This window comes from Paenibacillus diazotrophicus, assembly GCF_042610465.1.
Genome location: NZ_JBGJZN010000001.1, coordinates 1,553,529 through 1,566,825, shown reverse-complemented (window position 1 = coordinate 1,566,825; position 13,297 = coordinate 1,553,529). Strand labels below are relative to the sequence as shown.

At 43.0% G+C, this 13,297-nt stretch carries 11 protein-coding genes and 1 pseudogene; 4 read left to right on the top strand and 8 right to left on the bottom strand.

Annotation, left to right across the window (positions count from 1 at the left end):
- Nucleotides 1-301 precede the first annotated feature (301 nt).
- Genes ACAN54_RS07130 through ACAN54_RS07115 form a run of 4 tightly spaced genes read right to left on the bottom strand, consistent with a single transcriptional unit; the run spans nucleotide 302 to nucleotide 2,720 of the window.
- Nucleotides 302-529 carry a sulfurtransferase TusA family protein gene (locus ACAN54_RS07130; protein WP_379152381.1) on the bottom strand — a complete coding sequence of 76 codons (228 nt, stop codon included), beginning with the start codon at nucleotides 527-529 and terminating at the stop codon, nucleotides 302-304.
- Nucleotides 530-546: 17 nt separating this feature from the next.
- Nucleotides 547-1,695, bottom strand: a complete 1,149-nt coding sequence (locus ACAN54_RS07125; RefSeq protein WP_379152378.1) for an MBL fold metallo-hydrolase — start codon at nucleotides 1,693-1,695, stop codon at nucleotides 547-549.
- Nucleotides 1,696-1,714: 19 nt separating this feature from the next.
- Nucleotides 1,715-2,110, bottom strand: a complete 396-nt coding sequence (locus ACAN54_RS07120) for a DsrE/DsrF/DrsH-like family protein (RefSeq protein WP_042236621.1) — start codon at nucleotides 2,108-2,110, stop codon at nucleotides 1,715-1,717.
- Between the two features lie 43 nt (nucleotides 2,111-2,153).
- On the bottom strand, nucleotides 2,154-2,720 hold the full coding sequence (locus ACAN54_RS07115; protein ID WP_379154133.1) for a sulfurtransferase TusA family protein: 567 nt from the start codon (nucleotides 2,718-2,720) through the stop codon (nucleotides 2,154-2,156).
- Nucleotides 2,721-3,057: 337 nt separating this feature from the next.
- Here ACAN54_RS07115 and ACAN54_RS07110 point away from each other — a divergent pair, with 337 nt between their 5' ends.
- Together ACAN54_RS07110 and ACAN54_RS07105 are read left to right on the top strand one after the other, a co-directional pair.
- A complete protein-coding gene (locus tag ACAN54_RS07110) occupies nucleotides 3,058-3,339 on the top strand; it encodes an ArsR/SmtB family transcription factor (protein WP_379152375.1) in 282 nt (93 codons plus the stop codon).
- 2 nt (nucleotides 3,340-3,341) lie between these two features.
- A pseudogene (locus tag ACAN54_RS07105) lies at nucleotides 3,342-5,264 on the top strand (FAD-dependent oxidoreductase); the annotation flags it as partial.
- A gap of 119 nt (nucleotides 5,265-5,383) precedes the next feature.
- On the opposite strand, the gene ACAN54_RS07100 reads toward ACAN54_RS07105, so the two are convergent.
- The gene (locus tag ACAN54_RS07100) at nucleotides 5,384-6,433 is read right to left on the bottom strand and encodes an NAD(P)-dependent alcohol dehydrogenase (RefSeq protein ID WP_379152372.1); all 1,050 of its coding nucleotides are present in this window, start codon (nucleotides 6,431-6,433) and stop codon (nucleotides 5,384-5,386) included.
- Between the two features lie 367 nt (nucleotides 6,434-6,800).
- Here ACAN54_RS07100 and ACAN54_RS07095 point away from each other — a divergent pair, with 367 nt between their 5' ends.
- Together ACAN54_RS07095 and ACAN54_RS07090 are read left to right on the top strand one after the other, a co-directional pair.
- A complete protein-coding gene (locus ACAN54_RS07095) occupies nucleotides 6,801-7,283 on the top strand; it encodes a TetR/AcrR family transcriptional regulator (protein WP_379154131.1) in 483 nt (160 codons plus the stop codon).
- A gap of 77 nt (nucleotides 7,284-7,360) precedes the next feature.
- Nucleotides 7,361-8,536 (top strand): serine hydrolase domain-containing protein, encoded by a 1,176-nt coding sequence (locus ACAN54_RS07090; RefSeq protein WP_379152369.1) that lies wholly within the window; start codon nucleotides 7,361-7,363, stop codon nucleotides 8,534-8,536.
- 112 nt (nucleotides 8,537-8,648) lie between these two features.
- On the opposite strand, the gene gshAB is transcribed toward ACAN54_RS07090, so the two are convergent.
- From gshAB to ACAN54_RS07075, 3 genes are all read right to left on the bottom strand, one after another.
- Nucleotides 8,649-10,988 carry a bifunctional glutamate--cysteine ligase GshA/glutathione synthetase GshB gene (gshAB, locus tag ACAN54_RS07085; RefSeq protein ID WP_379152366.1) on the bottom strand — a complete coding sequence of 780 codons (2,340 nt, stop codon included), beginning with the start codon at nucleotides 10,986-10,988 and terminating at the stop codon, nucleotides 8,649-8,651.
- 73 nt (nucleotides 10,989-11,061) lie between these two features.
- Complete coding sequence (locus ACAN54_RS07080; protein WP_379152363.1) at nucleotides 11,062-11,367, bottom strand: ArsR/SmtB family transcription factor; 306 nt, start codon at nucleotides 11,365-11,367, stop codon at nucleotides 11,062-11,064.
- Between the two features lie 139 nt (nucleotides 11,368-11,506).
- Nucleotides 11,507-13,210 carry an ABC transporter substrate-binding protein gene (locus ACAN54_RS07075; protein ID WP_379152360.1) on the bottom strand — a complete coding sequence of 568 codons (1,704 nt, stop codon included), beginning with the start codon at nucleotides 13,208-13,210 and terminating at the stop codon, nucleotides 11,507-11,509.
- Between the last annotated feature and the right edge of the window lie 87 nt (nucleotides 13,211-13,297).

The following is a 13,297-nucleotide window of genomic DNA, read 5'->3' as shown; positions in this document are numbered from 1 at the left end:
CTTTAGATGATGATAAAAAAAACAACAAAAATGTATACGGATCAGAAATATGCGGGTATAATAATACCAAGTAAATTAATGTGAAATGAGTGATTAAGCATGTTTAGTGTGTTGAAATCTCTTTTTAAAGATAACTGCCCAGTATGCAACGATAGATTGCATGCCGACAGTAATGCTGCCTGCAGTATCAAGTCATGCCCCAAAGGTCATTATAAAGAGGAGAGCTATAGCTCTCTTGGTGTACGAATTGTTTATGATGGCTTGAAATAAGCGAACACGCTCATGCGTGTCCGCTTATTTCTTAAATCTTCTTTACAAAGAATTTATAGATGCCATTTTCTTCTTCATATTTAATAAGCTCATGTTTGGTTTGTTTGACCCATGCCTGAAAGTCATTGATAGAACCTTTGTCTGTTGATTGCACTTCCATGATTTGATTAGTGGTAAGACCGTCCAGGGCTTTTTTTGCTTTTACGATCGGCATTGGACAAGCTAATCCTTTCGTGTCGACCACAAGATCTACTTGCATTTTCTTATATCCTCCTCTTATTTATCGTGAACGGCACAGCGGTTTGGACCGATTTCCATCTCTTGCTGCTCTTCTTCACTTGGTGTCATTTTCCCCATATTCGTTTGACGGATTTCTTGGTATGCATTCGGTTGAGGTGGCAGGTTTTCCGTTACAGTGCGCCGGAATGTTGCTTCTTCTTGAATATTCAGACCTGGATTTTTACCATAAAGTTCCGACAACTTCGACATAACTTTCCCTCCATCCCCAAGCTCGGATACTTTTCCGAAATGAGCCGGAAGAACGGTTAAGTCCTGGGATAGTCTTCTGTAGCGGTTATAGAGTGTCTCACGAAGGTCGCCGACCCAGTCTTCTGCTTTGCCGGCCAAATCAGGACGTCCGATCGATTCAATAAACAAGATGTCACCGGTCAACAGGAATTGTTCGTCTACGATAAGTGAGGTACTGCCGATTGTGTGACCTGGTGAATATACCGGCTCGATCCGAATTGTTGTATTTCCAACAGTAATATCCTGTCCTTCTTCCAATTTATCATACGAAAAAGTAACCTCGTCAGCATCTTTAGGTGGCAACCAATAGGTCCCTCCAGTCTTTTCCGCCAATTTCCGGCCGCCTGAGATATGATCGGCATGGAGGTGAGTGTCTAAGGTATGCTTGATCGTCGCCCCTTGGCTTTTCGCAAATTCCTCGAAGACTTCTGTCATCCGGAGTGTATCCACTACGGCCGCTTCACCGTTTGATACAACCATATAAGACAAGCAGCCTTTACCGATTCGAACAAACTGGTAGAGGGATCCCCCACCCTTCAAATCACTGATCTTAACAGGCTCCAGATGCTCACTCCATGATTTCATTCCGCCTTCCAGATAGTACACATTAGTTCTTCCCGCCTGGACAATCTGCTCAGCCACGAATTTGGATGAACCCTCCTTGGCACATACGACAAGGACCTTTTTGCCATTTGGAATTTGATCAAGTGCAGGATCCACACCATCCAGCAGTTCGAAATATGGAATATTGATGACCTCAATCATATCTCCTTCAATTTTCCAGTCATTAAAGTCACTTTCATTACGAACGTCCAGGATGAACAGCTCTTCCTTGGCCAGAACCAATCTTGTAAGTTCCCTGGCTGTCATTATACTCAGTGCATTTGTAGCTTCCATGTATCGGTTCCTCCTTTGATTAAAATGTTAAAGAGACATTGGCATCCTTAGCGAAATCCAAGAATGTTACTGCGCCTCCGACTTCGATTCCTTCGATAAAATCTTCTTTTTGCAAATTCATTACATCCATAGTCATCTGGCAGGCAATGATTTTGACGCCCATCTCCTGTGCCATTTCAACCAGCTCAGGAATGGATGGAACGTTGGCATTTTTGAATCCTTCGGCAAAATGCTCGCGTCCGGCCGGTAATGGCAGCTGGTGATGAGCCTGTTTGTGAATCAAATTCAATCCCTCGAAGGTGAAGAAGATTGCCACTTCGGCATCGGTTGCGGCAGAAGCTGTGGCAATATTGAACACTTTATAGGCATCGAACAAACCACCGTTACTTGCGATAATAGCTACTTTTGTACTCATTACGTTAATTCCTCCATTTAATGTTTTAGTTATAGTTATTGTATTAGTTATTTTCCGTTAATCCTGTCCACCCGGACATGCCAGGTTCAACATTATGAACGTCTTTGAAGTCTTTTGAAGCTAACAGCTGGCACGCCAGATCACTACGCGCTCCCGTCCGGCAAATAACATAGATAGAATCTTCCCGATTGAGTTCATTCCAACGATTCTCCAGTTCACCAAGAGGAATGGAGAACGCATTTGGAATTCGACTAAATGCATATTCAGCTGGTTCACGAACATCTAGAACCATCACCTTCTCATCACTCGCCAGTTTTTTCTCAAGCTCCTCATTAGAGATCACATGCATATATTTTTTTTGCTCCTTAATCTCATCCTGGCTGGCTTTGCGAAGATAATGTTTGAGGACGTTATCCTCTTCAATGGTTCCCAAATATTGATGACCGGTATTCTTTGCCCATCCCTTAATATCAGCTAGAGAGCCTTTATCGGTAGCTTGAACCTCGATGACCTGACCTGCTTCAAGCTGGTCCATCGCTTTCTTAGTTTTTACGATAGGCATCGGACATGCCAGTCCTTTGCAATCCAGTGATTGATCTGTTTTAATCATTTGCAATTTCAGAACCTCCTTGAAGTATTTTATCTGGATGCTAAAAACATATAATACGTATACCCCCATGGGTATTGGCATGGATAAATCATAATTGTGTTGAACCCGTTTGTCAATAGTGTGTGTAAGCACCTGATTTTTTATTAATATGGATAATGCAAACTAGAAACACGAATAATTTTGCTCATTAATGAAGTAAATGATTAGATAACCTACTACTTCGACCTATGCACACAGCCCGTCATATTTTCGACACAATGAAGGGATTGCAATTTATATCTCTATATCTTAATATTACGATATAACGTTTTAGTGGATCGAGGTGATTTCACAGTCAATGGACAAACAATTTGAAACCTATGCACAGGCAGCTGAATTATTGAAGGCACTAGCCCATCCGGTTAGATTATGTATTGTAAAAGGAATCATTGATAAAGGAAGTTGTAACGTGACTTATATGCAAGAATGTTTGGAGCTTCCACAATCTACAGTTTCCCAACACCTCCAGAAGCTTAGATCTTTAGGTATTGTGGAGACTGAAAGAAACGGCCTTGAGATTATTTATTCCGTTAAAGACGAAAGAATCAAACTTCTGCTACAAATATTAAAGGGGGAATAGTCATGAATAAAAAAGTATTAATCGTAGGTGGAGTTGCAGGAGGCGCCTCAGCGGCAGCCCGTCTGCGCAGATTGGATGAAGATGCACATATAGTGATGTTTGAGCGTGACCCTTATATTTCTTTTGCTAACTGCGGTCTTCCCTATTATATTGGGGGTTCCATACAAGATCGTTCCAAATTACTGGTACAAACGCCTGAGGCCATGCATAAACGCTTCAATATTGATGTTCGAATCCAGAGTGAAGTGATCTCCATTGACCCGATTGGCAAAAAAGTAGTTGTGCAAAGTAAGGAACTAGGCTCCTATGAGGAGAACTATGATGCTCTGATTCTATCTCCAGGTGCAAAGCCAATCCGCCCTTCTCTGCCTGGAATAGAGAGTTCCAAAATTCACACACTACGAAACATTCCGGATACAGACAAAATCAAAAATAAGGTGAGTGAAGAAGGTACACGTTCAGCGGTAGTAATTGGCGGTGGATTTATTGGAGTGGAAATGGCGGAAAACCTGAAGGAAGCCGGGCTGGAAGTAACACTGATTGAGGCAGGCCCTCAACTATTGGCTCCCTTCGATTCCGAAATGTCAGCCGTATTATCCAAAGAACTCGTGGATCATGGAGTAAATCTAATTTTTTCCGACATGGTGCAGAGCTTTGAGGAGACTGACGAGCAGATTCAGGTCCACCTTGCAAGCGGTAAGGTTCTACAAAGTGAAATTGTCCTGCTGGCCATCGGAGTTACGCCGGATACATCGTTCCTGAAAGATAGCGGTCTGGAATTCGGACCTAAAGGGCATATCCTGGTTAACGAGAGAATGGAAACGAATATTAAAGATATCTACGCGGTAGGTGATGCTGTAGAAATCGTGGATTTCGTTAACGGACATAAGTCAGCCGTCCCCTTGGCAGGACCTGCCAATAAACAAGGTCGTATTGCTGCAGACAATGTCAGTGGATTAGGTACCACATACAAAGGGACTCAAGGTACATCCATTATTAAAGTCTTCGGCTTGACTGGTGCATCTACCGGCAATAATGAGAAAACCCTGCAGCGACTTGGTATCCAGTATCGTGTTATCTATGTACATCCTAACTCCCATGCTTCCTATTATCCTGGAGCCACTCCAATATCCATAAAACTTCTTTTTAATATGGATGGCAGAGTTTTGGGTGCGCAAGCTGTAGGCTTTGACGGAGTAGACAAACGCATTGATGATATTGCCACGGTGATCCGTTTTAAGGGCACAGTTGCGGATTTAACTGAACTGGAACTCTCATATGCTCCTCCATATTCCTCGGCTAAAGATCCGGTTAACATGGCCGGATACACGGCAGAGAATGTAATTAACGGAATGAGTGAAGTATTTGTACCTGGGGATTTAGCCAGCCGGAATTTGGACTCCACAATACTTGTGGACGTACGAAGCGAATTGGAGCATGCGAATGGGCATATCGAAGGTTCGATTAACCTTCCTGTCGATGAACTGCGTAATCGCCTGGATGAACTGGATCCCGCTAAGGAAATATGGGTCTATTGCCAGGTTGGCTTGAGAGGCTATACGGCATCCCGGATCTTAACCCAAAAAGGGTTCAAGGTGAAGAATTTGACAGGTGGCTACAAAACATATCAGATCAGCAAATATGTTCCGCAAAACAAAAATACGGCTTCAAATGATAAATTGACTGCTACGGACAATTTGAATGCTGATGCAGTCATTGACGCCTGTGGACTCTGCTGTCCAGGGCCGATCATTCAAGTGAAAAAAAATATCGACCAGCTACAGGTCGGGCAAATTTTAAAAGTAACGGCCTCTGATCAAGGATTCTTTGAAGACATCAAGGCATGGGCTAAAATGTCCCATAACAGTCTTATTCAACTGTCAAAGCTTACTAACGGTACTATCGAGGCATACCTCCGCAAAGCGATCATCGATGATGTGAGTGTAAGTAAATCCTAATACATTTCCAAATATAATCATTAACAAAGAAAGAATCTGCTATTTCTGTAGCAGATTCTTTCTTTGTTAGTATTCAATACCCGTGATTATTCTTTCTCCATCGTGCTGATGTCGATCACAAATCGATACCGGACATCTGAGGCTAACACGCGCTCCCAAGCTTCATCAATTTGGTCGGCAGAAATAATCTCAATTTCAGGAGCGATATGGTGTTCCGCACAAAAATTCAACATTTCCTGGGTTTCCCGAATGCCACCAATCATAGATCCGGCAAACGAACGGCGGTGGCCGATAAGTGAGAATACGTTAACTGGCAATGGCTCCGCTGGAGCGCCTACATTGACAAGAGTACCATCCAGCGCTAATAACGAAAGATAGGAACCAATATCAATACCCGCACTCACGGTATTCACAATCAGGTCGAACGAACCAGCCAACTCTGCAAATGTTCCCGGGTCACTTGTGGCATAATAATAATCCGCCCCAAGCTTCAGACCATCATCCTTCTTCTTCAATGATTGAGATAGAACCGTTACTTCTGCCCCCATGGCATGCGCTATTTTTACGGCCAGGTGTCCAAGCCCTCCAAGTCCTACAACAGCTATCTTTTTGCCAGGACCAGCTCCCCAATGGCGCAGTGGCGAGTATGTCGTGATCCCTGCACACAACAATGGTGCTGCGGCATCCAGCTCAATACCGTCAGGAATTCGAACTACAAAATCTTCAGTAACTACAATATGTGTGGAATAACCTCCTTGTGTAAATTGCCCATACCTATCGACAGCCCCATAGGTTCCTGTCATTCCATTGAGGCAGTACTGCTCTTCCCCTTTATGGCAGTTATCACATTCCCGGCAGGAATCAACCATACAGCCAACCCCAACACGGTCGCCAATAGCATATTTTGTAACCTCTGAACCTACCTGTGTAACAATCCCTGCGATCTCATGCCCTGGAACAAGAGGATATTCTACTGGCCCCCACTCGCCCCGTGCTGTATGAATGTCAGAATGGCAAATCCCTGCGAACTTAATCTCAATCAGAATATCATGTGGCTGTAGCTCTCTGCGCTCTATCGTGGTCAGCCGGAAGGGGCCTTCCTGGCTGAATGTAGCACGTGCGTTAACAGTAATCATTGTAAAACCTCCTGCGAATTGGTTTATTGAATAAACATGGCAGTTGAACAAATCCGAAAACAGATAATCCTACTTATGAGTTCACCTTAAGACTTACACGGTTAACTTCTTAGTGAAACTCCAACATACAGTTACGATATTCCCAACCGGAAATAGTAAACTAAATTTGTTTAATCAACTCCTGTCAATTATTATATAGGTAAGAATCCTATGTTCAAGGATCAAAAAGACGTATTATGTTGATTTATCAACACATTAATCAATAATATTCATTATCTAAGAAAGTTTGGTGTAAATATTGACGGGCAAAGTGGATCGCAGAAAAATTAAAACCCAGGAAGCCTTAAAAAAGGCTGTCATTGAACTCATGACTGAGAAGAACTTTGACGACATTACCATTCAGGAGCTTGCAGACCGTGCGAATGTCAACCGTGGAACCATATATCTTCATTATCAGGACAAATTCGATTTATTGGATAAGCTCATAGAAATACATATTAATGAGTTAGGTGAGATGGATAAATGGGCATGTGAGATGAATTGGGTCGATGCGCTTGTACCTTATTTTGAATATTTCGAGAAAAATTATTTGTTTTTTTCTACGATGTTAGCAAGTAAAGGCACCCCCTCTTCTTTCCGGACACGGCTCTTGGCTTCATTTATGAAAGGATTCCAAGGTGAGATTGACAGGGAAAGCGATAAGAATGCGGATTTGAGTGATGATGTTATGTTGCAGTATGCAGGAACTGCGTACGTTGGAGTCATTGAATGGTGGATCAGGAATGGGATGCCCCATCCACCGCACGAAATGGCAAAACAAGTCGGGGTGCTTTTAGAGAGGAGCCTATAAGTATACTATACAGCCGCTCCAAAAGCGTTTAAAATTCTCTGTAGCGAATAATTTTGGGAGAGGGAGTCATAAAAGACATGCTGGACCTAAACATTATCAACCAACTGAAGAAAACGCTTAAAAAAAGTATCGACAACAAGGAAATCGCCGGTGCTAACTTCATGGTGATCAAGAATGGCAACGAGGTTTTTTATCATGAGGACGGTATGGCCGACCTTGAGACAGGTCGCGCTATATCAAGAAATTCAATCTTCCGCCTATACTCGATGACAAAGCCGGTTACCGCCACTTCCATCATGATGCTGCTGGAGCGTGGGGATATCGATTTATTTGATCCTGTCAGCCAGTATATTCCGGGTTTCAAAAACCAACAGGTCGAGAACAATGGTGAACTGAAGCCTGTTACCCGGGAAGTCAACATTCACGACTTGCTGAATATGACCTCTGGACTGGTATACGGCGGAACCGATAAAGCGGGACAGTACACAGATGCTTTGTTCCAGGATCTAGGCAGCCGTCTATACGGTGAAGATCCAATGAGCACAATGGAATTTGCCAACCGCCTGGGTCAAGGACCCCTATCGTTCGAGCCGGGATCATTCTGGCAATACGGAACGTCGGCGGACGTCCTTGGTGCGATTGTGGAGACGGTTAGCGGCATACGTTATGGGCAATTTCTGAACAAGGAGATATTTGAGCCGCTGGGAATGAAAGATACCGGTTTCTGGCTGTCAGAAGAACAAAGAGTTCGTCTTGCCAAAGTCTATCAGGATGATGGTGAAGGCGGATTGAAGGCGTACATGGACAGTCATCTCGGTATCTTCCACCACATGGACCGGGAACCGGCATTCGAGTCGGGCGGAGCGGGACTTGTCTCTACGATTGACGATGCCGCTAAATTTACGACGATGCTTATGAATCAGGGCAGCTATAAGGGAGTTCAATTGCTCAAGCCTAGAACCGTTCAATATATGACTTCAGCACGATTAAGCGATTGGCAGCAAAAAGGGTTCGATACTTGGCATTCCTTGCAAGGCCACAGCTACGGTAACCAGATGCGCATCATGACCGACACCGGGAAAGCCGGAGTAATCGGCGGCCAAGGCGAATATGGCTGGGATGGGTGGCTTGGGGCATATTTCTGCAATAGTCCTCTAGATGGTCTGACCGTGCTTTTTATGATTCAGAAAAAAGATGCCGGCACGCTGCCGATTACCCGCAAGCTGCGTAATATCGTAATAAGCAGCTTATAAGGAGATTTATTGGTCAAACCAAAGCAGTCCGCCCCCTCTGTGATTGAGGGCGGACTGTTTTTTTACCAGATCAGTACTCTCCCGCTCTAAGTGTCTTCCCCACCGGATCTCCTCATGTTTCCATGGGCGGTCCGAATAATAAATCAAGGATCTTATCATCTGCTCTTCGATTTATACCTTGATATGGATAACAATGAATATGAATGGCCGGATTAAAGTTAATTTCGATAATACTATAATTCTCCTCGCTTGCCTCTTCGTTAATATGATTAATCATCATGTCGACTCCACAAAATGTAGCTCCAGCAGCTTTAGCAGCCCGCACAGCTATCTGTTTATAACTTTCTGGAATGTCATCTGTACAATCGATACTGTCCCCTCCCGTGCTGATATTGGAGTTTTCTCTTAAGTAGATTACTTCACCTAATCTTGGGATATCTAATGCGCTCATGGACTGGTTTTTCAAAAACAACCTTTCCGGTTCGCCTAATTGAATCCGTTCTAGCGGGGTTCTATACCCTTTCCCCCTCAACGGATCTTTGTTTTTTTGCTGAATCCGTTCTTCGATTGTATGCACCCCATCCCCTACTATATTGGCAGGTACACGGTGCAGTATCCCTACTACTTCATCTCCCATAACCAGGAAACGATATTCTTGTCCTGCTACAAATTCCTCAACTAGGATCGTCCGGTCATGAGCAAAGGCCATATCAATAGCTTGCTTATAATCTTCTATAGTATAGCTATTGGTGAATATAGTGATGCCCAAGCCAAAATTCGTCGATTTCGGTTTTACTACGATTGCTCTATCCCGATGAACTTCATAATCCAGCAAGGCATCCTGTTGACTGCCATAAGCTGCACCAGCAGGAACCCGAATTCCATGCTGTTTCAGCACCTTCTTGGTAACGATCTTATTCTCCATGATTAGTACTGTACTGTATGAATCTAAGGATGTTTTCGTTGCCTGCTTCACATATTCCAGATGATCCCCCTTCTTAAGGACAACAAAATTCTCATCACGATCAATGAGCTCAAAGCTAATTCCGCGCTTAACCGCTGCTTTTAGTAATAGCTGTGTCGACAATTCCAAATCTTCATAGCCAACGAACTGGTATCCTGCCGCACAACTTTCTTGTGCATATTGCTTCGCTTTATTTAAGTGATAAGTCAGATAAGAAGAAGATTGTATTTCTGATTTGACGATGGATGCGTAACTGTGGTCGGAATTGTGCAGGATGTCTCTATGATAATTAAGTATATGAATCCACGACGAGTCGTCGGGTTGGAGTGCTTTTATCATTGCTTGCATTTCATCAAGGATAGCTATGGCCTTTTCTTTCATGCTTACCCCACTGCCGTCATCCAGCAGTTCCCCTTGAAGTCCTTTGAACATAAGGGTATCCACATTCATATCTGCTTGCTGCTGTTGTTGTTTAGTGAAGGGTTCATCGTGCTTCAGCATCACATAGATAAGAAATAAATGGATGAATTTCATAGTCTGCAGACTGATCCCGTTCTTATAAAGCGGGTTTAAATCGAACATACGTAATTCTATATAAGCTACACCGTCTTCCAGAAGCGATTGCATGGGATGATCACCCTTAGCCGGCTTCATACGAATAGGACTATAAAATTCTTTGACACTGAGTAATTCCTTCGAAATGACCAATTCTCTCAAATCCCGGACATACTCATCCATTGAATTAAAAGATACATATATAGGTTTTTCATTTCGATATCCGCAAATACTATTGCGCAGTGAACTCATATTGGGAAAGAAATGGCTTTCGTCATCCAACTGATCGCTTAAGGATACACATCGATCTACATAGGTTTTATTAAAAACAGGACTGGCACCGGTCAAATAAATCAGTAACCAGCGATATTTCAGAATATTCCGTGCTACCTTGAAATATAAATCGTCCTTGAATTGCTTAAATCCGGTTTTACTTGGTACAGCTTCATAGAGCTTTTGCAGAAAACCCTCATCGAACGAAAAATTATAGTGGATTCCGCTGAGCAACTGTTTCTTTCTCCCATACTTGCCCGCTAACTTATTTCTGTACGCATCTTCTAAAGGATCATTCATCTGGGCAATAGGAATATCCTCTTCCGGAGGCAAAGCGGGGGGATTACTGCTGGTCCACAAATATTCACCAGTCAATTCTTGCGTTACGATATCTTGCAGCGCCTCCAGGAACAAATAGGTCTCTTCAACAGAATGAAATGCGGGAGTGATCATCTCCACCTGGCTTTCCGAAAAATCGGTTTGGATATAGGGATTATCCGTTTTGGAGCCAAATGCTTTGGGGTGAGGTGTTAATGCAAGATTCCCATGTTTATCGACACGCGCATTCTCTTTTTCAAGCCCAAACCGTCCCTTAAAAATTTCTTGAGTTAAATGGTTATCGATAACGTAATTTATATAATCAGAATTTAGCAACACCATCTCTAAATACCTTCCTTTGCTTCATCAGAATCTCATCAAAATATTTTGATGGATAGAATAATTTAACCCCCTTTTATACTGTGGGAGGGTAAAAGATACAACAAACATCATCCGGCAAAAGATATTTGATCGCCTTCTCATTGATACTGTAATAGTTACAGCGACCTTCCTTACGACACTTAAGTAAATCTGCATCCAGCAATAACTTAAGGTGATAAGACAACTTGGATTGGGGAAGATCTATGATCCCTTCCAGCTCACATACACACACTTCAGATTGTTTTTTGATTTCATACAAAATCGCTAATCGCTTCTGATCAGCCAGTGCCTTAAACTTTTGTTCGTAATTACTAAACAATTGCGATTGCTCTGTATTCATAGTTAGACCTCGTCAAATCAAATTTATTTGATACGTTTATCATACGCCAATGAAATCTATCCGTCAAAGCATTCTTATCCTGAATACAGACATAAAGGCCCTTACCTCAAGTAGGTAAGGACCTTTATACGTTTAACTATTATTTTATATCCTTGCCGGTAAAGAGTGATACTCTTGCTTTAACCAGCTCTGTATATTCCTTCTCCATTTTCTCTGCTCCAACTTTGTTCAATTCTTGAATGAATGCATCATATATTTTGTCAAAGTCTGCTGGTGTTGCGAGAATGGCTTCCGGAATACGTTTGTGGACAATGTCCTGTGTTTTTTGGTAAATGACCTGATAATCCCCATCTGTCGGAACCTGCATATTATACAGTGCCCCCCATTCTTTGACAGGAAATTCATTTTCGGCCGGGAACAGATCCTTCCACGTGGTTGCTTTATAAGCCGCTAAAGCTTCCTTCTCAGCATCCGAGTAGCTGGCAATGATCTGTTCCGGGAAGTTGGTCGTATAGTAGTTGCCTGTTGAATCTTTGACGCCGTCTCCGTAACGGACACCAAAGGCTGAATACATATCGATGCCTGTCTGTTTCCCGAAATTAGCGGCATCATTCACTTTCTGATTGCGGATCTCTTCCGGAATCACACGCACTCCGTTTTCTATTGTATATTGTTTGCCTTCAATCCCCCAATTTCGTAACACCTGTCCTTCCTCAGAGGACAACCAGTCTATGAATTTGATGGCACGGACAGGGTCTTTGCAGGCAGTAGTGATACTGATACCATAACCGTCCACCCCAATGGCCTGAAGGGTATTATCTTTATACTGCTCACCTAATGTCACTGGAAAATGACCATATGTGTATTCATCTTTACCAGCTGATTTCAGTGCGTTTTCTGCATCTGAATATTCCCATTCCACAGAAGTGAGACCGAGTACGCGTCCGCTGGAGATTTTGGATTTATACTGATCATCCTTTTGCACAAAAGAATCTTTATCCAGCAGTCCTTCGTTATACATGTGATTCAGCCAGCGGAAGTAATCCTTTTCTTCCGGACGTTTGTAATGCAGCATGGTTTCATACGTTTCCGGTACCACGTAGTACTCACCATCACCTGCACCTCCGGTAGTCGCTGCGGCTTGATTGGTTACGGTAATCATACTCTTCCAGCCATCTGCATTTAACAAAAGAGGAATGGTAGGTTGTCCATCGGTTGTCGGATGTTTGGACACATACTTCTTGAGTACGCTTTCAAAGTCTTGAACCGTTTTGATCTCCGGATAACCTAACTCTTTGAGCACACGGAGCTGAACTTCAAATCCGCTCGTGACATCAAAATACTGCTGATCCACACCTGTGTTAGTTGGAATCGAGTATATGGCCTGGTCGTCTTTACTGTATTTCATCCGGTTCATATCTTTACTCATGACCTTTTTAATATTTGGTGCATACTTGTCGATAAGATCAGTCAGATCGATAATTGCTCCTGCATCCACCAGTTTGCCGAGCTCTCCTTTGGCGTAAATCATGTCCGGGTAATCTCCGCTGGCAGCCATTAATGAGATCTTGTCTCCACCGCCGCTGCCCACATCAAATTCGGCATCCAGGGTAACTCCGGTCTTCGCAGTAATCTCTTTACCTACATCATCCTGCATTTTATTCCAGTTCGGATTGGCATCAGCTCCAAAGAATGAAAATGTTACCGGAGCGGTATCGCTGCTGCTGTTGCTGTCATTTGCGGTGTTAGCAGAATTATTTTTTGTGCTGCTGCAGCCTGCCGATAGAAGGAGCGCACTTGCTAAAAGTGCTATTCCGCATGTCTTGGGCAATTTTTGAATCATGGTGATATTATCCCCCTTTAGGTAAGTTAATCGTGCCTGTTTTCGTCTTTATTTTAACTTCTGATCCATGTGAAAACCTTGATTATC